This window comes from Thermodesulfobacteriota bacterium (assembly GCA_035325995.1).
In the GTDB taxonomy this organism is placed as follows: Bacteria; Desulfobacterota_D; UBA1144; order Nemesobacterales; family UBA2774; genus JADLGH01.
This window is the reverse complement of the sequence record DAOKYU010000010.1, coordinates 1-26127: the sequence shown is the minus strand read 5'-3', so window position 1 is coordinate 26127 and position 26127 is coordinate 1. Positions and strand designations below refer to the sequence as shown.

General features: G+C 58.7%; 20 protein-coding genes. 3 read left to right on the top strand and 17 right to left on the bottom strand.

Translation table 11 applies throughout. The annotated features are described in order from the left end of the window. Positions 1-112 precede the first annotated feature (112 nt). From PKC29_12555 to PKC29_12545, 3 genes are all read right to left on the bottom strand, one after another. A complete protein-coding gene (locus PKC29_12555) occupies positions 113-331 on the bottom strand; it encodes a hypothetical protein (GenBank protein HML96249.1) in 219 nt (72 codons plus the stop codon). 28 nt (positions 332-359) lie between these two features. After that, positions 360-797, bottom strand: coding sequence for a hypothetical protein (locus tag PKC29_12550; GenBank protein HML96248.1), 438 nt, complete (start codon positions 795-797; stop codon positions 360-362). 81 nt (positions 798-878) lie between these two features. Next, entirely contained in the window at positions 879-1196 is a 318-nt protein-coding gene (locus PKC29_12545; GenBank protein HML96247.1) for an antibiotic biosynthesis monooxygenase, read from the bottom strand. A 684-nt stretch (positions 1197-1880) separates the two neighbouring features. On the opposite strand from PKC29_12545, the gene PKC29_12540 reads away from it, so the two are divergent. Then, complete coding sequence (locus PKC29_12540) at positions 1881-4595, top strand: glucosidase (protein HML96246.1); 2715 nt, start codon at positions 1881-1883, stop codon at positions 4593-4595. A gap of 1216 nt (positions 4596-5811) precedes the next feature. Beyond that, positions 5812-9246, top strand: coding sequence for an ATP-dependent DNA helicase (locus tag PKC29_12535; protein ID HML96245.1), 3435 nt, complete (start codon positions 5812-5814; stop codon positions 9244-9246). Between the two features lie 193 nt (positions 9247-9439). On the opposite strand, the gene PKC29_12530 is transcribed toward PKC29_12535, so the two are convergent. After that, positions 9440-9622 carry a hypothetical protein gene (locus PKC29_12530; GenBank protein HML96244.1) on the bottom strand — a complete coding sequence of 61 codons (183 nt, stop codon included), beginning with the start codon at positions 9620-9622 and terminating at the stop codon, positions 9440-9442. 169 nt (positions 9623-9791) lie between these two features. Here PKC29_12530 and PKC29_12525 point away from each other — a divergent pair, with 169 nt between their 5' ends. Next, positions 9792-10526 carry a DUF72 domain-containing protein gene (locus tag PKC29_12525; GenBank protein ID HML96243.1) on the top strand — a complete coding sequence of 245 codons (735 nt, stop codon included), beginning with the start codon at positions 9792-9794 and terminating at the stop codon, positions 10524-10526. 15 nt (positions 10527-10541) lie between these two features. Here PKC29_12525 and PKC29_12520 read toward each other — a convergent pair whose 3' ends face one another. The 13 genes from PKC29_12520 to PKC29_12460 all read right to left on the bottom strand — a co-directional run bounded on the left by PKC29_12520 (position 10542) and on the right by PKC29_12460 (position 25740). Continuing rightward, the gene (locus tag PKC29_12520) at positions 10542-11486 is read right to left on the bottom strand and encodes a DUF475 domain-containing protein (GenBank protein HML96242.1); all 945 of its coding nucleotides are present in this window, start codon (positions 11484-11486) and stop codon (positions 10542-10544) included. Between the two features lie 131 nt (positions 11487-11617). Further along, the gene (locus PKC29_12515; protein HML96241.1) at positions 11618-12670 is read right to left on the bottom strand and encodes an alcohol dehydrogenase catalytic domain-containing protein; all 1053 of its coding nucleotides are present in this window, start codon (positions 12668-12670) and stop codon (positions 11618-11620) included. 585 nt (positions 12671-13255) lie between these two features. Then, on the bottom strand, positions 13256-15997 hold the full coding sequence (locus PKC29_12510; GenBank protein ID HML96240.1) for a pitrilysin family protein: 2742 nt from the start codon (positions 15995-15997) through the stop codon (positions 13256-13258). A gap of 291 nt (positions 15998-16288) precedes the next feature. Further along, complete coding sequence (pssA, locus tag PKC29_12505) at positions 16289-17116, bottom strand: CDP-diacylglycerol--serine O-phosphatidyltransferase (GenBank protein ID HML96239.1); 828 nt, start codon at positions 17114-17116, stop codon at positions 16289-16291. Continuing rightward, complete coding sequence (locus tag PKC29_12500; protein HML96238.1) at positions 17092-17775, bottom strand: phosphatidylserine decarboxylase; 684 nt, start codon at positions 17773-17775, stop codon at positions 17092-17094. Before PKC29_12500 ends, pssA begins: the two co-directional genes overlap by 25 nt. Beyond that, positions 17775-18791: a ketol-acid reductoisomerase gene (gene ilvC / locus PKC29_12495; protein HML96237.1), complete on the bottom strand. Its 1017-nt coding sequence runs from the start codon at positions 18789-18791 to the stop codon at positions 17775-17777. Before ilvC ends, PKC29_12500 begins: the two co-directional genes overlap by 1 nt. Beyond that, on the bottom strand, positions 18788-19291 hold the full coding sequence (gene ilvN / locus PKC29_12490) for an acetolactate synthase small subunit (GenBank protein ID HML96236.1): 504 nt from the start codon (positions 19289-19291) through the stop codon (positions 18788-18790). The genes ilvC and ilvN overlap by 4 nt, the downstream gene beginning before the upstream one ends. Positions 19292-19415: 124 nt before the next feature. Beyond that, positions 19416-21149 carry a biosynthetic-type acetolactate synthase large subunit gene (gene ilvB / locus PKC29_12485; GenBank protein HML96235.1) on the bottom strand — a complete coding sequence of 578 codons (1734 nt, stop codon included), beginning with the start codon at positions 21147-21149 and terminating at the stop codon, positions 19416-19418. A 98-nt stretch (positions 21150-21247) separates the two neighbouring features. Then, a complete protein-coding gene (locus PKC29_12480) occupies positions 21248-21475 on the bottom strand; it encodes a YdcH family protein (GenBank protein HML96234.1) in 228 nt (75 codons plus the stop codon). After that, complete coding sequence (gene tsaB, locus PKC29_12475) at positions 21462-22184, bottom strand: tRNA (adenosine(37)-N6)-threonylcarbamoyltransferase complex dimerization subunit type 1 TsaB (GenBank protein ID HML96233.1); 723 nt, start codon at positions 22182-22184, stop codon at positions 21462-21464. The genes PKC29_12480 and tsaB overlap by 14 nt, the downstream gene beginning before the upstream one ends. A gap of 101 nt (positions 22185-22285) precedes the next feature. Beyond that, the gene (locus tag PKC29_12470; protein HML96232.1) at positions 22286-23416 is read right to left on the bottom strand and encodes a type IV pilus twitching motility protein PilT; all 1131 of its coding nucleotides are present in this window, start codon (positions 23414-23416) and stop codon (positions 22286-22288) included. Between the two features lie 16 nt (positions 23417-23432). Beyond that, the gene (recA, locus tag PKC29_12465; protein ID HML96231.1) at positions 23433-24479 is read right to left on the bottom strand and encodes a recombinase RecA; all 1047 of its coding nucleotides are present in this window, start codon (positions 24477-24479) and stop codon (positions 23433-23435) included. A gap of 13 nt (positions 24480-24492) precedes the next feature. Then, entirely contained in the window at positions 24493-25740 is a 1248-nt protein-coding gene (locus PKC29_12460; protein HML96230.1) for a competence/damage-inducible protein A, read from the bottom strand. Positions 25741-26127 lie beyond the last annotated feature (387 nt).

Below are 26127 nucleotides of genomic sequence, written 5' to 3'. Positions count from 1 at the left end.
GACTTTCGAATCAACAAATGCCCTTGCATATCATGCGGCCGCCGGGCGCTCCCGGCCCGGGCGAGGCCCATGCAGCCGGTTATCCCTGCACGCCGCTCGTACGGCACGGATCTTATTTACTTATCATGTATCCCGTGAGAGCGCCCGCACCCGCGCCTATCGCACCGCCGACCCAGGGGTTGCCCCCGGCGATGGCCGTGATACCGGCTCCGGCCGCGCCGCCGATGACTCCGCCGCTCAGCGTGCCCTGCTGGGTCTTCGACATATTCGTGCACCCCGCAAAGGGCAGGGCTATCAGGACTATAAGGATCAGGTATGTGATTTTCTTCATTTCAAATCTCCTCTTTCGTTCTGCGGCCTTAATCGAGCGGCTGACCCGCTATGCCGGCCGCTATGTTGGGCTTCACCATCGTTTCCCATATCACGGCCATCACGGGCACATCCATCTTGTCGGGATTCTCGGCATAGAACTTGTCTATCGCGGCCGCTACCTGGGCCATCGTCGCCGGCGAAGCGTTGGACGCCTCGACGACCTTCGTCACGAACGTGTCCCTTTTCTGGTCCGGGTATTTCTCCATGAGGACCTCTTCTATAACCACGACGTGGCCCGCGCCCCATATGAACGCTATCTTCGCGTCCTCGTCCATGACCATCCACGTATCGCCCTTAAGAACGGGCATCTCGCTCTCGACAGCCTCGGCTACCGTTCCGCCCTCCGCGGGGGCCTGCTCGTCGGCCCGGGCGTACGCCTGAAGCAGCCCCAGGACGAGCAGCGTGTAGATAATAAGTCTCTTCATTTCACTTACCTCCTGTCACTTACTTGGTTCCGTCGTTACAGCCGCCGGGAAGCGGACCGCCCCCCATTGCTTCCCGAACGGCTAGTGTAAACCTATAACCTGCTCCAGGTACTCCATGCCCGACCTCTGCGAGATGACGCTTATGCTTATCTCCGGCGGCTCGTTCAGGATATCCATGAGCACGAGGAGCCTTCTGTAGTCGCCGCCCCGGAGGTGCCTGTCGAAGTCCTCCTTCGTCTCCCATTCCTCGACGAGTATGTACGTGCCCTCGTCCTCCGTGTCCACGTAGAGGTCGAAGCCGAGGCAGCCCGACTCGAGCCGGACAGGCTCCAGCATCCCCCTGAGAGAGCGAGCGAGCTCCTTCCTCCGCCGGGGACTCACGCTCATCTTTGTCGTCATGATAACCATGTCTCACCCATGGAACCCCCGGGTTTCATATCCGGCGAACGAATTATCGGATACGATTAACAGCCTGTAATTCCTCGATATTAAACGCCGGAGAGACGCGGTATCGGCGAAAAAGCCCCCGAAGAGCCTGCCCGGGGCGAAGCCCGGGAACCCGGCGGATCTTTTGTCTGCGAGGACAAAGCGTGATTCGGAGCCGGTTATGGAGAAACCGGCCGGGGCCGTAGGGGAAAAGGGGCCCGGACTCTCCCCGGGCCTGTCTTCGAGGAGACCGGAGAGAAAGCCCTGCGATATGGAAGCCCGTCTTCCACCCAAATATTCACTCACTGTCATCTCCTCCCACACCAGGCAAAGGATAGTCTTTATCTATGCTTTATATTTGTTAAGCTATAACCCCTTCATTTCTGATTCTAGCACATCGCGTATTTCGTGTCGATGAAAATGTTTTAAGAAACTACACATGTAGATACGTCGAACGAGCCTTCCCCCGGCGCCCCGCCGGCGGCGTCCGGAAGCCCGGGCGAACACACGCATTTTCATAGCCCGGGCCCTGCCCCGCGATGCAATATTGCAGTAGACCGGGTAGGCGGATTATAATTCAGGGACGGCTCACGCCGGCCGCGAACGCAACTGACCTTACACACGCGCGAGGAGAATTCATAGGAGGAGAATTCATAGATGGACAATACCGAGATCGAGCGGCTGATACAGGCGAAGGAAGGAAAAGCACCCTGGAAGAAATGGGGGCCCTACCTCAGCGAGAGGCAGTGGGGGACGGTGAGGGAGGATTACAGCGAGCACGGGACCGCGTGGGACTACTTCCCCCACGACCACGCCCGCTCGCGCGCGTACAGGTGGGGCGAGGACGGCCTAGCCGGCATATCCGACGAAAGGCAGGTCCTCTGCTTCGCGCTCGCCCTCTGGAACGGGAAGGACCCGATAATAAAGGAGCGGCTCTTCGGCCTCACGAACTCCGAGGGCAACCACGGCGAGGACGTAAAGGAATATTACTACTACCTCGACAACACCCCGACGCACTCCTACATGAAATACCTCTATAAATACCCGCAGTCCGGGTACCCCTATACAGGGCTCGTCGAGAGGAACAGGTACGCGTCGAGGGCCGATCTGGAGTACGAGCTCGTCGACACCGGCATATTCGACGGCGACGCCTACTTCGACGTCTTCGTCGAGTACGCGAAGGAAGGGCCGGAGGACATGCTCGTAAACATCACGGTCTGTAACCGAGGTCCGGAAGCGGCGGCCGTCCACGTCCTTCCGACGCTCTGGTTCAGGAACACCTGGTCCTGGGGAGACGGCGGCCCGAAGCCCGTCGTCAAGGCCGTAAGATCCCCGAAAGGCACGGCCGCCGTCGAGGCATCGAGCGACGCCTCGGGCCCCATGTACCTCTACTGCGAGGGAAAGCCCGGCCTGCTCTTCACCGAGAATGAAACCAACCGCGAGCGTATATTCGGAGCGCGTAACCCCTCCCCGTACGTAAAAGACGGAATAAACGACTACGTCATGAAAAACTCCGACGGCGCGGTAAACCCCGCCGGGACGGGCACGAAAACCTCGGCTCACTACATATTGAACGTCCCCGCAGGAGGCGAAGCGTCCGTAAGGCTCATACTCTCCCGCGGGAAGAGGCGCGGCACCGGGCAGGAGATTTTCGCCGGGTTCGGCGGCGTCCTCGCCGCGCGGAAAAAAGAGGCCGACGACTTCTACTCGTTCATCACGCCCGAGACTCTCGACGAGGATTCGAAGAGCATCATGAGACAGGCGCTCGCCGGGATGCTGTGGTCGAAGCAGTATTACTTTTTCGACCTCGACAAGTGGCTCCGCGAGCACGGGGCCGGCATAGCCATACAGCAGCCCAACGGCAACGTCCGTAACAAGGAATGGTTCCACATGATAAACGACGACATCATCTCGATGCCGGACAAGTGGGAATACCCGTGGTACGCCGCGTGGGACCTCGCCTTTCACACGATATCCCTCGACATGGTGGACCCCGACTTCTCGAAGCAGCAACTAGAGCTCATGCTGAAAGAGGTCTACCTCCACCCGAACGGACAGATACCGGCCTACGAATGGAACTTCAGCGACGTCAACCCCCCGGTGCACGCCTTCGCGAGCCTCTTCCTCTACAACACCCAGAAGCAGATAACCGGGAAGGGGGACATCGCTTTCCTGAAGCAGATATTCGACAAGCTGGTGCTCAACTTCACGTGGTGGGTCAACAGGAAAGACAGGAGCGGGAGGAACGTCTTCGAAGGCGGCTTTCTCGGCCTCGACAACATAGGCGTATTCGACAGGAGCTCGCCCCTCCCGACGGGGGGATACCTGGAGCAGGCCGACGGCACGGCGTGGATGGCGATGTTCTGCCAGAACATGCTCGAAATCGCGTTCGAGCTCGCCCACGACGACCCGACTTACGAGGACATGGCCGTCAAGTTCGCCGAGCATTTCCTCTGGATAGCCTCTGCGATGGACCACACGGGGAGCCGCCACGACGAGATGTGGGACGAGGAGGACGGCTTCTTCTACGACATCCTCAGGCTGCCCGACGGGCGTGCCACGAGGCTCAAGGTGCGCTCGCTGGTGGGGCTCCTGCCGCTCTGCGCCTCGACGGTATACGACGCCGGCGTGGCGGAAAAGTTCCCGACGTTCACCGAAAGAATGCGGCGGCGGCTCGGGAGGATGGAGGAGCTCCTCTCGACCATCCATCCCCCGGCCGAAAGGGGATACGCCGGGCGTTATCTTCTGTCCATATTGAACGAGGACAAGCTAAGGCGGGTCCTCGCGCGGATGCTCGACGAAAACGAATTCCTGAGCGATTACGGCATACGCTCTCTCTCCCGCTACCACAAGGACCATCCCTACATATTCAGGGTCAACGGCCAGGAATACAAAGTCGAGTACATGCCGGCCGAATCGATGTCCGGCCTCTTCGGCGGCAACTCCAACTGGCGCGGGCCCGTGTGGTTCCCGATAAACGGGCTCATTATACGCTCGCTTCTCCACCTCTATAAATTCTACGGGGGCGATTTCAAGGTCGAGTGCCCGACCGGCTCGGGGAACTTCCTCGACCTCTACGACGTGGCCATCGAAATCGCGAACCGTCTCATCAAAATTTTCAGGAAGGGTGAGGACGGCCGGAGGCCCGTATTCGGCGGGACGGAGAAGTTCCAGACCGACCCGCACTTCAGGGACCACATCCTCTTCTACGAATACTTCCACGGCGACAACGGAGCGGGCATAGGCGCCGGCCACCAGACGGGATGGACGGGCCTCGTCGCGAAGTTTATACAGGTGCTTGGCTACATGACCAAGGAGATGGTGCTCGAAGTCCCCCGCGGCGGCGCGGAGGTATATAAATCCAACAAGTAGGGCCGTTCGCAGGTGTCGTCATTCCGTCACCTTTATCCTCCCTTAGAAAAAGGCTTGTCGCGGCGTAGATTCAGCGAAGCCGGAGGGGAGCAAGGGTGATTTATTTCTTTACCCCGTCATTGCGAGGGAGCGCCCGCGCGACCGCGGCAATCTTCCTTTGATCCGCCACGATTCCGAGCGAGCGAGGAATCATCACATGTCTGTCATTCCTGCAACGAATGCAAGCAAGTGAGTATTCGGACGCCCCCGACCGACTGCAATTAAGCACCTCCAGTACAGCTCGAAAGCAGCTCAAATCAAAATAGCAGGAACCCATTCAGTTTTCCGCCAGCAATCCATCAAGAATTCCTTGACTATAATATTGCAAGCTGCATAAGCAGCACAGCAATACCCCTCCGGGCCGGCGCACCACGTGCGCAGGATATCGACGTAGCCGACTTGGAAATTCATAGCATCGCCCGGTCGTCTGTTCCATTTAACCACCCGACTTGCCCCGCCGAAGACATCGAGTGGATGAGCGTTAAAAATCCGACCTACCTTACTCTTCCCTCCCCCTCCCAGGGGGAGGGTCAGGGTGGGGGTATAGTATTTGGAGGATTTAGCGAAGGAACGATGATTTTTAGCAGAATTTTTCCCGGCCCGTGATTTTTGCTACTTTTCATCAAGGAAAAGTAGAGAACCCTTTCTCCATATCTACCAGCTACTACAGAACGTCCCCCGCAAGGCCGCCAACCCCGCAGCCTCTACCAGCTTTCGAAGTAGCAAGGCATTGCTATAATCTCCAGCCGCACTTCAGTTGCAAAAATCCATGAAGGTACTTCGTCGTAAATCACACTACGTGTGTGCTACTTTTGGTCAGTCAAAAGTAGAAAGCCTTATATCGACCTTACAAGTTAAGTATAAAACTTCCCCTTCAGTCACTGAAGACCCCATGGGATTTATGCCTAGCCTTTCCTGTTAATGCTTTTAAAAACGAGATTCTGAATCAAGTTCAGAATGACGGAAAATGCAAAGTCGGTGGATAAATCATCATATCGTGCACCGCCCGCTTGTCGCGGCCCCTGTCGGGGCGAAGCCTCGGCGTAGCCTGATAGCCATGCGAAGCCCGAAAGGCCCCGGCCGAAGCCGAACGCGGCGCAGCAATTCCCCCCCCGCGCTTGACGGGCGCGCTCCGAAACCATAATCTTTTTACTGCCCCCTGCGGCGGCCGTACGACATGGCGAGGGCACCAAGACAGGCCCCCGCCGCCAGAACCATAATGAGCGAATTCGAAAAACGTTACGAGAAATTAAACCCCCGGCAGAAAGATGCAGTCAATCACATAGACGGGCCGCTCCTCGTCGTCGCCGGCCCCGGCACGGGGAAAACCGAGATACTCGGCCTCAGAACCGCCAACATACTCCGGAAGGCGTTCGTATCACCCGGCAACATCCTCTGTCTTACGTTCACGAACGCCGCCGCCTACAACATGCGGAGACGCCTTTCGGAGCTCATAGGCCGCGACGCGTACAGGATAGCGATACACACGTTCCACAGCTTCGGGGTCGAAATTATAGGGAGCTATCCCGAATTCTTCCACAGGGGAACGAGGTTCTACCCGCTGGACGACGTCACCCGCATCGAGATACTCGAAGACATACTGGGCGCGCTGCCGTACGACAACCCGCTTTCTTCAAACCACCCGAGCGAAGGTTACGTATACCTGAAGAGCGCGGTGAAGGCGTTCGGCGATTTAAAAAAGGCGGGTCTTACACCGGAAGACTTCAGGAAAGTAGTCGAGCAGAACGAGAAATCATACGAATCTATAAACCCGCTCATAGAGAGCGTGTTCTCGGCGAGGGTATCGAGAGGCATGGCGTCCGGCATAAAAAGGATAGTCTCCGAGCTCGGCTCCGGCGTCGACGAAGCCCCCCCCGTCCCGGGCGTCCCACACATAGTCAGCACGCTCAAGGATTCCCTCCGCGAGCTCGCCGATTTCCTCCTGGTGGGCGAAACGACGCCCGTATCGGACTGGAAGCGGAAGAACACCGCCAGGACCGATGACGGCAGGCTCATCCTCAAGAGCGCCGGGAATACGGACAAGCTCAAGGCCCTGGCCGACATTTACGCCGAATACCAGCGGCGGCTCTACGATCTCACATACTACGACTACGACGACATGATTCTCTGGGTAATAGAGGCCATCGAGAAAAACCCGAGACTCGCACTGGACCTCCAGGACCGCTACGAGTACATACTCGTCGACGAGTTCCAGGATACGAACGGGGCGCAGATGAAGCTTCTCCGTCTCCTTGCCGGCAACGGGAAGGGAGGGAAATCCCCCAATGTCATGGCTGTAGGCGACGACGACCAGTCGATATACAAGTTCCAGGGCGCCGAGCTCGCCAACATACTCGGCTTCAGGAGCTCATACCCCGAGGCGAAGATAATCACGATAACCTCCAACTACCGCTCGGCCAAAGGCATCCTCGACGCGGCGGAATACGTTATCAGGGGGGCGAAAAACCGCCTCGTCAACTTCGTCAAGGATTTGAACAAGTCCATCGAGGCCGCTAACGGCAACATCCTCCCGGGCAAGATACTGTCACGCTCGTTCCCCTCGCCGCTCCACGAGAACACCTACGTCGCCGGGGAGATAAAACGCCTCATCGACAGCGGCAAGTCACCCGACGACATCGCCGTCATAGCCCGCCGCCACGACTGCCTCACGGGCGTCGCGGATGCCCTGAGCACGCTTGGCGTTCCGCTTACGTACGAGAGGTTCAACAACGTTCTCGACGAGCCTCACATAAGGCAGCTCATACGAATGGCGGAGTTCGTCTCGACGCTCGGGCGGAAGGGCAAATACGATGCGGACGAGCTTTTGCCCGAGATTCTGAGCTACCCGTTCTGGGGGCTCGAAAAGAAGAGGAAAACGGTCTGGGAGATTTCGAGGACCGCGGCGGGAATCGGCGGAAGAAAGGAGCGTTTCTGGCTCGACGTAATGGAAGATCACGAGGACCCTTACATACGCAACATCGCCGACTTCTTCATATACGTGGGAGAGGTCTCGATGCACGATACGCTGGAACGCGTGCTCGATCTCCTCATGGGGTCGGGCCCCGCCCAGACGCCGGCCGACGAGGACGACGACGCCGGGCCCGGGCCGCGCACGAAAAAGAGATTCGTATCGCCGTTCAAGGAATATTATTTCGGGGAAGAAAGGCTGAGAGAAAACAGGCTCGAATACACGAGGTTTCTCTCCTGCCTGAGGACATTCGTCGAATCCCTGAGGGATTATAAAAAAACCAAAGTGCTCGGCGTAGACGACATGGCCTCCTTCGTCCGTCTCCACAGGGAGAACTTTATCCCCGTCATCGACAACAGCGTTTTCATGAACGCGGAATGCGCCGTAAGCCTTCTCACGGCACACAACGCGAAGGGGCTCGAATTCGACACTGTATTCATAGTCGCCTGCCAGCACGATATATGGGCGGGGGGCGGAAGGGGATCGAATCTCCAGTTCCCGCCGAACCTCCCCATAACTCCCTCCGGGGAAGACGCCGACGACCACATGAGGCTCTTTTACGTGGCCATAACCCGTGCGAAGAGCAGCCTCTATATGACATCCTACGAAAGAAAGGAGAACGGCCGCGAGTCCTCGCGTCTCGGGTTCATCATGCCCCCGGCCGGCGAGGGAAATAAGGACGAGAGCATACTCCCGATGTTCATGTGTCCCGAGGTCGGCGAGGAAGAGCTGCCCGACAATACAGAGGTCCTCTCCGCGTCGTGGGAATCCTTTCACAAGCTCCCCCTAGTCCTCGACGAAAGAGCGGTCTTGGAGCCCGCTTTAAGGGAGTACAAGCTGAGCGTCACGCACCTGAACAACTTCCTCAACGTCGCCGAAGGCGGCCCCCAGCTCTTCTTCGAGCAGAACCTCCTCAGGTTCCCCCAGGCCAAGAGCGCCGCGGGATCGTACGGCACGGCAGTGCACAGGGTGATGCAGGAGGCGTATGTCCGGGTCAAGCGGGACGGCGGCGCACCGCCACGCCTGGAAGACCTCCTCGGCGCTTTCGACGAGGCGCTCAGGGCCGAAAGACTGGGCGAGAAGGACTACAGGAACTATTCGAAACGGGGCCGCGACATGCTCACGGTATTCTTCGGGAAGAAGATGAGCGGATTTCTCCCCGGGCACCTGTCGGAGGTCAATTTCAACAGCCAGGGGGTTGTCCTCTCGGGCGGCGCGCACCTCACGGGCAAAATAGACAAGATGGTCCCCGGGGGAAGCGGCGAGGCCGTCGTCCACGACTACAAAACCGGCAAGGCCAAGACCGGCTGGAAAGGGACCGGCCAGTACGAGCCGATACAGATGCACCAATACCGAAACCAGCTCATCTTCTACAAGATACTGGTCGAGAATTCGCGCGACTACGCGGACTACAAAGTAAACCGGGGAATACTCGAATTCGTCGAGCACAAGGATGGCGAGCTTATCGACCTGCCCCTCGAAATCACGGCCGAGGATTACGAGCGCATCACCATGCTCGCCTCTATCGTCTACGGGATGATCATGAACCTCTCTTTCCCGGACGTCAGCGGCTACTCCCCGGACCTCAAAGGCATCAAACAATTCGAAGACGATTTGTTAGAGGGGAAATTTGATTTGGGCTAATTCCAATCGCATATATTGAATTCCCTCCCCCTTTTCAAGGGGAACGAATGCGAACGAGCGAGCATTCGGACGCCCCGGACCGACTACACAGGAGCTCATCCAGTACCGCTCGGAAGTAGCAGACACCAAATCAAATTAAGGCGTGGATTATTCAGCTTCGGTCATTATCAAATATCCTTTGCTCGTCACGATCTCACCCACCGTCCGGCCTTATCTGCGGGCAATTCGTAACGTTCGCCGCCTCGTTCGTGGTCTTGGTCCCCGTGCAGTCCATCCTCCTCTCCCCGCGCATCTCCTGCTCCGTATCCCAGTCGTACTTCCCGGCGCACCCGGCGACGAATAAAACCATCAAAACCGCAATCACTATACGCTTCATGTTTCTGCTCGCTCCCGTTCTCACAATTCACGACATCAGACGGTGAATATATTACCCCGTGATTCCCGAATTCGCCTCACTCCCTGAAAATCTACCCGCATTCGCCGCCCCGTAGGGTATTCTGGTTTTAAGGGTTCCCGAAAATACGCAGGCGAGGGGGCAATAGACCATGCCGAAGAAAAGCAGGATACACATCGGGACCTCGGGCTGGAGTTACGACCACTGGGTCGGGCCCTTTTACCCGGACGGCCTTTCGGGAGACGAATTCCTCGGGCACTACGCAAAAACCTTCCGCACCGTCGAGATAAACAACTCCTTTTACCACATGCCGGAGAAGAAAACCCTCCGCCGCTGGGCCCGCACCGTTCCGGAGGATTTCACATTCTCCCTCAAGGCGAGCCGCTACATCACCCACATGAAAAAGCTGAAAGACTCGCGAAAGCCCGTATCGAGGCTCCTTAAGACCGCGGAGGCCCTCGGCGGCAAGCTCGGCCCCGTGCTGTTCCAGCTCCCGCCCAAATGGCGCGTCAACCGCGAGAGGCTCGAATCCTTCCTCGAATCCCTCCCCGGCGGCCATCGCTACGCGTTCGAGCTCAGGGACCCGAGCTGGTTCGACGACGGCGTGTACTCCATACTGGAGAAGCACGGCGCCGCGTTCTGCATTTTCGAGATCGGCGGCCTCCGCTCCCCCGAAGTCGTCACGTCCGGCATGGTCTACGTGCGGCTCCACGGGCCGGGCGCCGCCTACAAGGGCCAATATTCGGAGGACGCCCTCGCCGGATGGGCGCAGCGTATAAAGAAATGGCGGAGAAGGAAAAAAGAGGTCTTCTTCTACTTCGACAACGACGAGTCGGGCTACGCGCCCGAAGACGCGAAGATACTCAGCGGAATGCGCAAGAGCTGATGCCCCGTATCGGCGTCAGCCCTTCCCTTCGGTCTCCTCGACCTCCCCGCCGTTGAGCTTTATCTCGCGCCAGGACAGGTACATGAACACCGTAAGGATGATTATCGTGCAGAGCGGCGCGAGCCAGAAAGGGGCCTCTATGCCGAAGCTTTCGAGCGTCATGATCGTGCCGAGTATGCCTATCGAATACATTGCCCCGTTCTTGAGGTAGGCGTATTTCGATATCCAGTCGATCCCCTTGACTGTGACCTCCCGGACGACGAACGCCCCTATGCCGTTCCCGATGAGAATGAGCGGAATCGAAAGCGTGAACGCGAACGCCCCTATCACGCCGTCGATCGAAAAGGACGCGTCGAGCACCTCCAGGTAAAACACCTTGCTCCACCCGCTCATCGCAGGGTCGAGGAGCTCCTTCTCCTTGGCCTCGGCGTTCTTCTTGAAGCCGTCCGTGATGAAGAACGCCGTGGTCCCGACGGACGCGGCGAATGCCAGGAACGGGTCGAACCTGAGCGACACGTAAATGACCACCGTAAACAGGAGCGACGTCACCGCGTAAAACCACACCGAGTGCTTGTGTATGAAGGGCTCGACGGGGAACACGTACTTCTTTTCCTCCATGAATATCCACGCGAGGAAAACGAGGAAGAGATACATCCCGCCGCCCATGAGGAGATAATGCTTCGAATGCGCGAGCGATTCCTCGATGTCGCGGCTGCTCCCCGAAAAGGCCAGCGTCAGTAGCTGCATGAAGGAGAGGTCGGGATTGGCTATCCACAGGATGAGAAACGGAAGGACCCCCCGGAGGAGGAAGACCGCGATGAGCATCCCCCAGAGGAGAAAGAACCGCCTGAAGCGGTCCGTCATCGTCCTTAAAACGTGCGCGTTGACGACAGCATTATCGACGCTCGAGATTATCTCGAACACCGAAAGACCGATAATAACTATTACTGCTTCGAGCATGAGCGTAGGACTTCCTACTATTCTCCACGACGCTCACTCGATTGCAAGAGGGAATTCATCACGCGGAAAAGAATCCCCTCGCTTACGCATGCTGCCCGCGGTCCGCGGCCAACCCGCACCCGGCGCGGCACCTACGGCGTTATCGCCACCTTTATCACCCCGTCGCCCTGCGACATGAAGAGCTCGTACGCGTCGTCTATCTCGTCGAGCGTGAAGCGGTGCGTGATGAGCTGGCGGAGGTTCACGCGCTCGTTCCTGACGAGCTCGATGAGCCGGCGCATGCGCTCCTTCCCGCCCGGGCACAGGGTCGAGACTATATTCTTGTCGGCGATGCCGTACCCGAAGTCCTTGTTCGGGATGCCTATATTCGCCATCTCGGCCGCGTATACGCCGAGCGTCGATACCGTGCCGCCTACCCGCGTCGATTTCACAGCGTTCTCGAACGTCGCCTGGAGGCCTATCGCCTCTATGGCGACGTCCGCTCCCCTGCCCTTCGTTATGCTCATTATCTCCTTCACGGCGTCCGACTTCTTGAAGTCGATAACGATGTCGGCGCCCATCTGCTTCGCCATCTTCATACGCGACGGGACGGCGTCGACGCCGATTATAAGCGACGCCCCCTTAAGCTTCGCGCCCGCTGTAGCGCCTAGCCCTATGGGCCCCTGCCCGAATACGGCGACTATATCGCCCACCTTTATGTCGGCGCTCTCCGCCCCCGAAAGCCCGGTCGAAAATATATCCGTCGTAAGGAGGACGTCCTCGTCTGAGAGCTCGTCCGGTATCGGGGCGAGGTTGGCCATGGCCGCCGGTATCTTGACGTAGTCGGCCTGACAGCCGTCGATGGTGTTCCCCATCTTCCACCCGCCGAGGTAACCGCCGCACTGCGACCAGTCCGCCGAGAGGCAATAATAACAAACGCCGCACGGGGTGATCGCGTTCACGGCCACGCGCTGGCCGATCGTATATCCGGTGACGCCCTCCCCGAGCTCGTGCACCACGCCTATGGGCTCGTGCCCTATAGTAAGCCCCTCGGCCACCGGGAACTCGCCCCTGACGATATGAATGTCGGTGCCGCAGATGGTCGTGAGCGTGACTTTTATCACGGCCTCTCCCGGCCCGGCCTTCGGAATCGGCTTTTCCACGAGCTCATGCTTGTTCGCACTCCTGAAAACGTTGGCTCTCATCATGATCGGCTGCCTCCTGTAAATAATTCTAGCACCAATTCTAATACCGCATATTGCAAATCCCGTACCCGGACGTAACACGCCGCGGACATTTCATTAAACGTCGGGGGAGATGGCCGAAGCCGCCGTGACAGCGGGAAATTATTGTCTTGTTCCGAGGCATTTTACACCAGACAAGGCGCGGAGCTCGCGGCGATTCCCGGGGCGGCGAGGCCGCACCCCGCGGTTCTGCGCAGTGGTTTTAAGGATGAAAAAAACTTACAGAAAGAAATTTTCGGCTATACTATTAAGTGCAACGAGGAAACGGTCCGGGGGAAGAGAGACTCTCCATACCTCTTTTGATTCAAATCCTCCTTTAACGAGAAACAAGATTTGTAATCATTTCCCCCGGACTCTTTTTATTGAACCCCATTATACACCAATCCCGTTTTAAAATTCAAGGACGTCTATACTCGCGCGGGTTTTGCGTGCAGATACAAAAAGTGAATCCGTGGGAATATAGGGAGGCCGGTCGGCCTCCCCTTTCAAAGTCCGCCATAACCCGCCGAACGCATCCGGACGTGTTTCGGGCGCCGCGGCACGGGCTCAGCCCTGCCCGCCGTTCCCGTTACTGTCCGGCTTTACGATGACGAGAGTGTACTTGTCGAGGTCTATATATTTACGCGCCGCCTTAAGGACGTCTTCCTTCGTGACGGCGTAAATCTCTTCCGGGTATTTCTTGTACTCGTCCCATCCGAGCCCGTATAGCTCGTCGAACGTTATCTTCGCCGCCTGCGAGGAATTCTGCTGGAGCCCTATCTCGAAGCTCCCGACGAGGTAATTCTGCGCGCGCTCCAGCTCGTCGTCGGTGATGCCCTTTTCGAGCACCAGCCCGAGCTGCTCCTTTATGGCGCTCACTGCATCTGCTTCCTTCTGCGGAGCCGTGCCGATGTAGACGCCGAAGAACCCGGGCTCTATACCCGGGGTGTAGAAGGACGTCACGGTATAAGCGAGGCTCTTCTTGTCCCTGAGCTCCAGGAACAGCCGCCCGCCCTGGCCGGACAGAACCGAGTTCAGCACCTCGAATGCATAGGTATCCTTGTCCCCGAGCGAGGGGGCGAGGAAGCCCATGATGATGTGGGTCTGCGCCTTCTCGGGCTTCGTCTCGACGAGCTCAGTGATCTTCTCCGGAGCGGCGGGGGCCGGAACCACGGGCGCGGATTCCGCGCCCTTCTTCATCCCGCCGAACTTTTCCTTCACCACCGCGAGCGCCTCGTCCTCGTCTACGTCGCCCACAATCGTGATGACCAGGTTCTCCGGGGTCGCGTATTTTTTATAGAACGCCTGTATGTTCTTACCATTAAAGGATGTCACTGTGTCCACGGTTCCGAGCGGATTGAACTTGTACGGGTGCTCGCTGTAGAGCGTATTCAGGAAGAGGTTCACAGTCGTCTTGAGGAGGTTGTCCCCTTCCCTGTTTATCTCGGCCAGTATCTCCCTCCGCGCCCTCTCGACCTCCTGCCGGTCGAACGAAGGATGGAGCAGGACGTCAGAAAACAGGTCCATCGCCTGCGGGAAATTCTGGCTTAGCGATTCGACCGTGACGCCGAAGCTGTTCCGGCCCGAAAATCCTTCGAGGTCGCCCGCAATGGATTCTATCTCCTGCGCTATCTGCGCGGCGCTCCTCGCATCCGTGCCGCGCGTCAGCATGCGCGAGGCGAAATTCGACATGCCCTGCGTTTTAGCGTCCTCGTACCTGATCCCGCCCAGGAACGCGGCGCGCGCCGCGAAGAGCGGCACACCGGTGTTACGCTTTATAAGCACCCTGACGCCGTTGTCGAGGACGTGCTCCTTCACCCCCGACTCGGCCGCCGTATCCGGCCCTGCCGTCGGGGACGGAGTCGCCGAAGCCGAAGCCGGAGCCGCGCCGCTCCCGTGAACGGCGAATTCCTCTTCGGTGAGCACTTCCTCTCCGTCCGCAGTTTCAGTGTTTCCTTCTTCGTTTACGTTTTCGACCGCGGCCCGGCCGTCGGCCTCGCCCGCTATGGATTTTATTTCCTCTTCCGTTATCGTCACCTGCCCCGTCGGCAAGAGAAACCCGGCCGTCAGATTCGTGTTGTTCAGATACTTGTTCGCGGCAGCCATGACGTCCTCGGCCGTCACCTGCCTCACCTTGTCCAGGTACTCGTCCTCGTACCTGAAGTCCCCGGCCTCGACCTCGTAATAGCCGAGCTTCTGGGCCTGCCCCTGCATGGTTTCCTTCGTGTATATAGCGTCGCTTTCGATGTTCACCTTCGCCTTCGAGAGCTCGAGATCGCTCACGGGCTCGTGCTTCAGCCTCGCTACCTCGCCTATTATCTCCGAAAGGGCCTCTTTCGACTCGGCCGGGTCGAGCGTCCCGCCGACGGCGAATATGCCCTCACGCTTCGGGGTGAACGCGTAGGCGTATATGCTGTTCGCGAGCCCCTTTTCTTCCTTTATTTCCCTGTACAGGCGCGAGCTCTCGCCGCCCCCGAGTATGTTCGCCAGGACGTCGAGCGCCGGAACGTCCTCGCCCCTCGCGTTCGGGGCATGATACGCCAGCGAGAAATACCCCTCCTGTACGGGCTTGTCGAGAACGAACGCCCTCATCTCCTTCTGCCCGGGCTCGGGCGCGATGTCGCACTCCGGTATGTCCCGCCTTTTCAGCTTCCCGAACGTCTCCTCTATCCTGGGCTCTATGGCCTCGGGGTCGAAGTCGCCGACTATGACGAGCGCCATGTTCTGGGGCGAATACCACTTATGATAAAAATCCGTGATGCCCTTACGCGTAAAAGACCTTACGCTCTCCATGCTCCCGATCACCGGCCTCCCGTACGGATGCTCCAGGAACATGGTCGAGAACAGCTTCTCGCTGAGATTCCTGCCCGGGCTGTCCTGCCCTCGCCTTATCTCCTCGATGACCACTTCGAGCTCCTTGTCGAGCTCCTCCGGGTCGAACGTCGAGTTCTGCATCGCGTCCGAAAGGATGTCGAGCGCAGTGTCCTGGAACCTGCTCGCTATCACGACGTAATAGACCGTTTCGTCGAACGACGTGAACGCGTTGATGTCGCCGCCGCTGCCCTCTATGACCCGGGCTATCTCGCCGACGGCCCTCTTCTCGGTGCCCTTGAAGAGCATGTGCTCGTGCACGTGCGCCAGGCCGTACTCGCCCTCTTTTTCGCACGCGCTGCCCGTCTTCACCCACACGTTCACCGCCACGACCGGCGAGGAATGGTTCTCTTCGAGTATCACCGTAAGCCCGTTTTCGAGCTCGTATTTCGTCACGCCGTTCGCAGTCGTTTTCGTTTTAACCGCTTCGTTATCCATACTCTTCTCCTCTTTGCTGCACGAAACCGCCGCTGCCAGCACGGCTGCGGTCAGGATTACCGGCACAAGCCGCGCCGCGCCCCAAAAACCCCCTTCCGGAATTATATACAGTTTCAGTATTCGAACGAGATTCGGTATCATCGGCGGCCCGCCTTTTTATTTAGTAGCTGCATCTGGAATCTAGGGAACTTTTAAAGCTAATAAGATAACGGCATTTGCCCCCCGTTCAAGGAGGGGAGCCGGCGCGCATGGGAATAGCTATTGATTGAAAGGAGTTACGAAGACTAATAATCAGCCCTCTTCCCGTGCCCGGGGGTGGTCCTGCGCCCCACTTTTGCCGGTGAGGTACTTAAAAGCGTATATGACGAGCCCCGAGATAGCGTAGAGGTAAACGAGGAAGATGAACATGATTTCGGGGTTGGTGATGACGGCGGCGATTATTATGGCCGCGACGACGAGGGCGTTGAACGGCCCGCCGAGCTTGAAAGTCGGCTGCTTCGCGTACCTTACGTTGCTCACCATGAGTAGCCCCACTACCGGGGCCGCGAAGAGGTAAAACCATATCACCCGCTCGTCCGGCGTTATCCTGAGAGCCGAAAGCAGCATGAGCGGCGATACGACGAGCCCCGCGCCCATCGGGCTCGGGAGCCCCGTGAAGTTAAACCGCTCGACGTCCCCCGACTGCACGTTGAACCGCGCGAGCCTGAGAGCGGCGCATACGGTGTAGAAAATGACGACCATGAGGCCCAATTCGCCCTTTTCCATGAGCGTCGACACATAAAGGAGCACCGCCGGAGCCACACCGAAGGAAACGAGGTCCGACAGCGAATCGTAAGAGAGGCCGAAATTGCTCTCGTGCTTTATGAACCTCGCGAGCCTCCCGTCGAGCATGTCGAAGAAAAAGGATATGACGATGAAAGCGCCCGCCCACCATAGCCTCTTGAACTCCCACTCGGGCGAGCCGGCGGGCGCGCCGTGACCGGCCGCCACCTGTAAGGAAGTCATTATAGAAAGCAGTCCGAAAGAAAGATTCCCCGTTGTGAAGATGTTCGGAAGAACGGGCATCACCTTCTGCCGCCTCGACTTCTTCCGCCTTACGCCCTGCTCGCGTCTTGCCATGCTATCACGCTCTCCCCTGCTTTTACCCTGCGCCCTTCCCTCGTTTCTATTATATACCCTTCCGGCACGTATACGTCCACCCTCGACCCGAATTTTATCATTCCGAACCTCTGCCCCTTCTCGAACTTCGTATCGACGTCGGCGTAGGAAACTATGCGCCGGGCGAGGAATCCCGCTATCTGCGTCACGACGAACCTGTCGCCCCCGGGCGTCTCTACGAGCGTCGAAAGCCTCTCGTTGTCGTCGGATTTCCTCTTCATGCCTTCGGAGAAAAGCCAGCGGGGCATATTGGCTATGTGGAAGCTTCCGGGGGAGTATTTCGTACCGGTGACCCTGCCCTTCACGGGCATCCTGTTAATGTGGCAATCGTAAAGCGCGAGCGATATGGAGACCCTGGTAACGGGCTTTCCGAGGAAGTCCGTTTCGTAAACCTCGGCGACTTCCAGCACCTCGCCGTCCGCCGGCGAAACGACTGCCTCCGGGGCGCCGGGGACGTCCCTTTCAGGGTCCCTGAAGAAAAACAGGACCACGACGGCCGCCCCCGCGAATACGAAAGAAACGGTCGTGAACCCCGTTATCGCGGCCGCCCAGGCCAGGAACGCCAGAATGCCGAGATAGGTGAACCCCTCGGTGGCTATGGGTGGCCGCTTTCGCTCCATCAGTTCTTCGACTTGTCCACCAGCTTCTTCTTGAAGAGCGAGCTCATCATGCCCCTCAGCTGCCCGCCGATGTCCTCGATCGGGTGGGTCTCGCCCTTCTTCATGAGGGCGTTGTAAACGGGCCTGCCCGCCCTGTTCTCGAGTATCCACTCGCGGGCGAACTCGCCGTTCTGGATCTCGGTCAGGATCTTCTTCATCTCTTTCTTGGATTCCGCGTCTACCACCCTCGGCCCACGCGTGATGTCGCCGTATTTCGCCGTGTCGCTGATGGAATACCTCATGTTGGATATGCCGCCCTCGTAGATGAGATCGACGATGAGCTTAACCTCGTGACAGCACTCGAAGTACGCCATCTCCGGCGGATATCCAGCCTCGACGAGGGTCTCGAACCCGGCCATGATGAGCGACGTAAGCCCGCCGCAGAGAACGGCCTGCTCGCCGAAGAGGTCGGTCTCGGTCTCGTCCTTGAAGGTCGTCTCGATTATGCCGGCCCTTCCGCCGCCTATCGCTCCCGCGTAGGCGAGCGCTATCTCCTTCGCCTCGCCCGTCGCGTCCTGGTGGACGGCCACGAGCATCGGCACGCCGGCGCCCTCTTCGTACTGGCCGCGGACGGTGTGGCCCGGGGCCTTCGGCGCGACCATGAATATGTCCACGTTGGGCGGGGGGACGATTTGTCCGTAATGGATGTTGAGCCCGTGGCTGAAAGCGATGGCGTTACCGGCGTCGAGGTTGTCCGAAATCTCGTTCCTGTATATGTCTGCCTGGCTCGTATCCGGGGCGAGGATCATTACGATGTCCGCCCACTTGGCCGCGTCGTCCACGGACATCACCTTGAACCCGGCCTGCTTGGCCTTCTCCCAGCTCCCGCTGCCTTCCCTGAGCCCGATTGCGACTTCGACGCCGCTGTCCCGGAGGTTGAGCGCGTGGGCGTGGCCCTGGCTGCCATAGCCGACTATCGCGACTTTTCTTTTCTTTATCTTATTCTGGTTTATATCGCTGTCGTAATAAACCTTCATCTTTCTTCTCCTTTCCTTACGGCTTTGCTTTCGCGTTTCATCGCCACGGTCCCGGTGCGCGCTATTTCCTTTACGCCTAGCGGCTGAAGGAGCTCTATGAACGCGGTCACCTTGTCCTTGTCCCCCGTGAGCTCGAGGGTGTAGGACTTCGCCCCCACGTCTATGACCTTGGCCCTGAATATGTCGGCCGTCCGGAGTATCTCGGCCCGGGTGTCGGGCCTCGCGTCCACGCGGACGAGCACCATCTCCCTCTCGACCCTCACTTCGTCCGTGAGGTCGCTCACCTTTATCACGTTCACCATGTTGTTAAAGCGCTTGATTATCTGCTGGATTATGAAATCGTCGCCCGAGGTGACGAGCGTAATGCGCGAAGTATCCGGCTCGAGCGTCTCCGCGACGTTCAGGCTTTCTATGTTGAACCCCCTGGCGCTGAAGAGGCCGGCTATGCGCGAGAGAACGCCGGATTCGTTATCGACAAGAAGCGTTATCGTATGCCTCACAATATATATACCTCCATGTATACCTCCCGGTATACCCGAATGAACCGCTGATTATACAGGGGAAAAGATGAATGAGAACCCTCACTTATATAAAAAGCTCACTCATTATACCCAATCTTTCCCGTTAAGCCATATCGGCGACGTCTGCAAGGTTACTGAGCTGCGCGCCCGGCCCGAGGAGCATCTCGTTCATCGCGCCGCCCGGGGCGATCATCGGATACACGAGCTCCTCGTAATCGACCATGACTTCCATCAGCACGACGCCCGGAGTCGACAGCCCTTCCCTGAGCGTGGGTTCGAGGTCGTCGGGCCTCGACGCCCTCATGCCCACCGCGCCGAAGGATTCGGCCAGCTTCACGAAATCCGGCAGCACGCCGAACTTCGAGGCCGAATAGTTGCCCTCGAAGAACATCGTCTGCCACTGCCTGACCATGCCGTGGTGGCCGTTGTTGAGAAGAATGATCTTGAGGTCCATACGGTTCTCGACGGCCGTCGCGAGCTCCTGGAGGTTCATCTGGAAGCTGCCGTCCCCGCACACGCTGACGACCTGCTTGTCCGGACGGGCGAACTTGGCGCCCATGGCGGCCGGGAAGCCGAAGCCCATCGTGCCGAGCCCGCCCGACGTGATGTGAGTCCTCGGGTGCTTGAACTTGTACCACTGGGCGACCCACATCTGGTGCTGGCCGACGTCGGATACGATGACGGCCTCGCCGTCGGTGATCTTGCTCAGAGTGTCGATCGTGTAGGACGTGAGGATCTTCTCGTCGCCCTGGTTATAGGAATATGGATACTTTTTCTGCCAGCTCTTGATCTGGCCCGACCACTCCTTCCTGTCGTTCTTCACCTTGGCGGGAAGGAGCTCGAGCATCTGCTGGAGAACGAGCTTCGCGTCGCCGACTATCGGACAGTGAACGACTATGTTCTTGTCTATCGTCGACGGATCGATGTCTATGTGAATGATCTTTGCATTGGGCGCGAACTTCGCGAAGTTTCCGCCGGTCGCCCTGTCGTCGAACCGGGCGCCTATGGATATTACGAGGTCGCACTCGTGGACGGCCATGTTGGCCGCGTACGAGCCGTGCATGCCGAGCATGCTTATGTAGAGCGGGTCGTCCGCCGGATACGCGCCGAGCCCCATCAGCGTAAGCGTGACGGGGATCTGGAGCCTGTGAGCGAGCTCCTTTAACTCCTCGGTCGCGCCGGACCATATGAGCCCTCCGCCGCCGAATATGAGCGGCTTCTTCGCCGCGAGGAGCATATCGACCGCGCGCTTTACCTGGCCGTGGTGCCCCTTGGTTGGGGGTTTATAGCCCCGAAGGCCCACGGAATCCGGTATGACGAGCTCGTCTTCGCCGAGGAGAACGTCCTTCGGCATGTCTACGAGGACCGGGCTCGGCCTCCCCGTCCCCGCGATGTAAAACGCCTCCTTCATCGCGCGCGGGAGCTCTGACGTTTTCCTCACCAGGTAATTATGCTTCGTGCAGGGGCGGGTTATACCGATGTGGTCCGCCTCCTGGAATGCGTCGCTACCAAGGTACGGAAGAGGGACCTGTCCCGTAAAAACGACTATGGGAGAAGAGTCCATCTGCGCCGTGGCTATGCCGGTTACGGTATTCGTCGCGGCCGGACCGGAAGTACAGAGCACCACGCCAGGCTTGCCGGATGCCCTCGCGTAGCCGTCAGCCATGTGGGTTGCGCCCTGCTCGTGCCTGGCAAGAACGTGCCTTAACCGATCCTCATACTTGGACATTACGTCGTACACCTTGAGCACGTAGCCGCCCGGAATTCCGAACACCACGTCTATGCCCTCGTGTATGAGAGTCTCGAAAAACATCTCGGCTCCAATCATTCTTGCCATTCTAATACACCCCCGTAGGTTAGCCCGGGCGACGTATACACGTCCGCCGGGCGATTTGATAATCTATGTTCAGGCACTACTTTCAGGGTCTTCCGCCCTCAGGCTTCGACCCTGTGCTTCCACTCCGCTATCCTGGCCTCCATCCTGTCCTTGAGCGAAAGCTTTATCTTCTTGAGCCTCTTCACCTCGACCTCGTCGTCGAAGCTCAGGGACTCCTTGCTCTCGAGGCTGCTTACGACCTCGTCGAGTTCCCTGTGCTCGGCGTAGAGCTTCTGGAACTCCTCGTCCCCCTCGAGAAGCTTCTCGATTATCTCAGATTCTGTCATGGTCTCTCCCCTTTGCTGATAATTCTGCGTCTGGCTTTCTAAGGTACGCCGGCGATAGCAGCGCGGCATCCTCGGAAAGCCCTTCGCGCAATCTCCGGACACCCAGGCAAGCGAGCGACGAAGCCCTCGGATAGTTCAAATACGAGGGGCAGAACACACTCTCGCCGGGCTCGCTTTCACCATGATTATCTTCCAGAAAATCTTTATAAAGTAAAGCGCCTTCCCCTATAAATATCGTTTTTTCCTTTATTATACTCCCTAATTCCCGGAGCGTGCGCGGGGCGTCTTCGGCGGCCCTCGCGAGATTCCCGTCCCGGTGCCTGAAAAGGGCCGAGAACACCTCGCCCCTCCGGGCGTCTATTATCGGGCATATCTGGTATTTCGAAAACGGCGCATTCATCGCCAGAAGCTCCAGCGACGAAGCCGAAACGACGGGCAGATCGAGGGCGAACGCAAGCCCCTTAACGGTCGATATGCCGACACGCAGCGACGTGAACGACCCCGGCCCGGCGGTGACGGCCAGCCCCGAAAGCTCCCGCTTGTCGATTTCGAGCTCCGAAAGGAGCATGTCCACCTTCGGAATCAGCTTTTCGGAATGGGACGGCCCCATGCCCATGTAATACTCGCCCAGTATCCTGTCGCCGTCCGCGACGGCTATACTCCCGGAGTACGTGGACGTTTCGATGGCGAGTACTTTCATGGAGGCCATTAATATAGAGTATATCAAATTTTGATGCTGTCGCCCACGTATGAATTGACGGGGATACGGCGGATGGAACGCCGGGATGCGGGGGAGGCGGGGGCCGGTTGTCAGCGCGAGGTTTGGGTGCCGAAGGTTTCCTCGCGGACGAGCGACGACGAGCCCGAGGTTATGCCCTCTATCCTCATTGCCAGGTCGTTCCTGTTCGTCGCCTGTCTCATCGCCTCGTCGTACGTGATAAAGTTGCCCTTGTAAAGGTTGTACAGGCACTGGTCGAACGTCTGCATGCCGTAGTGGAGGCTCCCCTCCTGTATGGCCTGCCTTATTTCCCAGGTCTTCGCCGGGTCCGAAATGAGGTCCTTTATCCTTTCGGTGGCTATGAGCACCTCGACGGCAGGGACGCGCGCCTTGCCGTCGGCGGTGGGCACGAGCCTCTGGGAAATAATAGCCTTCAGCACCTGTGCGAGCTGATACCTCACCTGGTTGTGCTGGTGGGGCGGGAACACGGTCAGCATCCGGTTTATCGATTCCATGGCGTCGAGCGTGTGGAGTGTAGTCAGGACGAGGTGCCCCGTCTCGGCCGCCGAAAGGCAAATCTCCATCGTTTCCAGATCCCTGAGCTCGCCGACCAGTATGACGTCCGGGTCTTCCCTGAGGGCGGCCCTCATGGCGTTTGCAAACGCCATGGTATCGATGCCCACCTCCCTCTGGTTGATGTAGCTCATCTGGTCCTCGTGCATGTATTCGAGAGGGTCCTCCACGGTGATTATGTGCCGCGCCTTGTTCTTGTTAATGTAGTCCACCAGGGCGGCGAGCGTGGTGGACTTGCCGCTTCCCGTCGTCCCCGTGACGATTATAAGCCCCCTCTCCTCTCCGGCTATCTTCTCCATTACGGGAGGCAGGTGGAGCGACTGGAAGTTAAGGATGTTAAAGGGGATGGACCTTATCGCTATGGACAGCGTGCCCCTCTGCTGGAAGATGTTGACCCTGAACCTCGAAAGCCCGCTTATGCTGTAGGCGAGGTCCATCTCGTAGAGCTGCTCGAATCTCTCCCTCTGGGACGGGTTCATCATCGAATACGCCATCGACTTCACGTCGTCCGGCGTGAGCCTGGGGGCGTTCTTCACCGGCATGAGCTTACCCTCGACCCTCAATATAGGGTGCCGCCCGGTGCCTATGTGTATGTCCGATGCCCCCACCCTGACGGCCGCCTTCAGAATGTCGTCGATGTTTATGCCCATGTCCCGCTCCGGGCCGCTACTCCTCTTCGGCCTTTATATTTTTCGTCATGCCGGTCTTCGCGAATATCTCTCCCTTGAGCTTCTCCGCAAGGTCCGGATTCTCGGCGAGGAACGCCCTCGCGTTCTCCCTTCCCTGCCCGAGCCTCTCCCCGCCGTACGAGAACCACGTGCCGCTCTTCTCCACGATGTTGTGCTTGGTCCCGATGTCTATCATCTCGCCCGTCTGCGATATGCCGCTTCCGAACATGATGTCGAACTCGGCGTCCCTGAACGGCGGTGACACCTTGTTCTTCACGACCTTGGCGCGCACCCTGTTCCCCCTCACGTCGTCGCCGTCCTTGATGGACCCTATACGCCTCACGTCTATCCTGACGGACGAGTAGAACCTCAGCGCCGTGCCGCCGCTCGTCGTTTCGGGGTTCTGGTATGGGAGAGTGCCGATCTTCATACGCGTCTGGTTCACGAATATGACGAGCGTGTTCGAGCGGCCCACGGTGGCCGTTATCTTCCTTAGAGCCTGTGACATCAGCCTTGCCTGGAGCCCGACGTGCGCGTCGCCCATCTCGCCCTCTATCTCGGCGCGCGGCGTAAGCGCGGCCACCGAGTCGAGGACGATGACGTCCACCGCCCCGCTCCTTACGAGCGTATCGACGATTTCGAGCGCCTGCTCGCCGAAGTCGGGCTGCGATATAAGAAGCTCGTCCACCCTTACGCCGAGGTTATTTGCGTAATTAGGGTCGAGAGCGTGCTCGGCGTCGACGAAGGCCGCTATCCCGCCCTTCCTGTGCGCCTCGGCTATCACGTGAAGCGCGAGAGTCGTCTTGCCCGAAGCTTCCGGTCCGTATATCTCGATTATCCTTCCCCTGGGGAATCCCCCGACGCCTAGCGCTATGTCGAGCCCGAGCGAGCCCGAGGATACGACCGAGAGCTGCGGAATCGGCGCCCCCGACCCCAGCCTCATGATCGATCCCTTTCCGAACTGCTTCTCTATCGACGATATCGCGAGCTCTATCGTTTTTTCCCTTTCTGCGTTGCTGTCTTCAGCGAGTGGTTGTTTTGCCATAATAACTCCCGAATTATACGTTATTTAGTAAAATCTGCATAACAGTCATTATCGCCCGGGACGACGTCGCGAGCTTTATTTCCTCGCGCGTCCCGAAAAATAAAAACCGCTCCGACCTCGCCCCGTGCGAGGCCGAATCCGTTCCGATGTACACGGTTCCGACCGGTTTTTCCAACGTCCCCCCGCCGGGCCCCGCTATGCCCGAGATGGCGACTCCTACGTCGGCATTCGCCAGTTTTCTTACGCCCCTTGCCATCGCCTCGACGACGGGGCCGCTCACCGCACCGTGCTCAAGGAGAACCTCGTGCGGAACGCCCAGAATCTTCTCCTTGGCCTCGTTACTGTAAGATACGACCCCTTCGAGGAAATAAGCCGAGCTTCCCGGGACGTTCGTGATTCTATGCGATATCAGCCCCCCGGTGCAGGATTCAGCCGTCGCGAGGGTAAGGCCCCTCTCCCGGAGCAGCCCGCCAAGGACCTCCTCCATGGTCTCCCCGTTCGTGGAGAACACGTACCCTGCGAGCCGCGCCGTCACCTCGTCGGTATAATCGTCCAATAGAGCCGCCGCGCCGTCTTCGGTCCCGGCGTAGGCCGTCACCCTGAGATGCACCTCCGGGAAGTGCGCCCTGTATCCCAGCCTCACCCCTTCCCTCTCCAGGCCGGCGAGCCTTTCGGCGACGCCCGACTCCGGGAGCCCGAACGTCTTTACGAGCCGCGTCCTCGCAACCGGCCTTCCCGCAGCCGCCTTTTCGAGCTCCGGCAGCACGTACGCGTCCATCATTGCCCTAAACTCCTTCGGCACTCCGGGGAGGAAATAGAACACCGTCCCTTCCGATTCCGATCGCCATCCCGGCGCGGTGCCCCATTCGTTGATAAGAACGGTGCATCCTTTCGGCAGGCAGGCCTGCTTCCGGTTGATCCCGGTCATCACACGCCCGCGCTGCCTGTACCGTGCTTCTATGGACGCAAGCGCCTCGCGGTTAAGCTCCAGCCCGGTGCCGAGGAAGCGCCCCGCAGCCTCCGCCGTAAGGTCGTCCGCCGTAGGCCCGAGACCGCCCGAAACGATAACCGCGTCCGCCCTCGCGCGTGCGATTCCGAACGCCTCGACGATGCGGTCCGCGTAATCACCGACGGTGGTGTGATACGCGACTTCGAGCCCCCTCGACGCGAGAACATCCCCCGCCCTGAAGAAATTCCCGTCCGCCGTAAGGCCCGTCATAAGCTCGTCGCCCGTCGTGATTATTTCTATCGTGAAACTCATTCAGCCGGCACCTTCAGCCCTGGGAGAGTAATCCGAAAAGATTATACGCTCGACGCTTTACAAGCAAGGCGGCGGACCACGTCCGCTGGAAATCGACGTAGCAACGCATTGCCATTACCACCTGCCGCGCTTCCGATGGTTTTAGCAGCTTCGGCGCTACGTCGAGAATCCCTTAATATTGCAAGCTGCATAAGCAGCGCAGCAATACATTCCCGGGCCGGCGCACCACGTGCGCAGGATATCGAAGTAGCAGCAGTCTTGCCATTATCACCAGACGCGCTTCAGGCGGTCTCGGCGCCCCCTGTGCTATGTCGAAAGAGACACTATGTGTCCACGCCTCGCGTGCAGGATTCCGAAGTAGCAGCAGTCTTGCTATTACCACCTGAC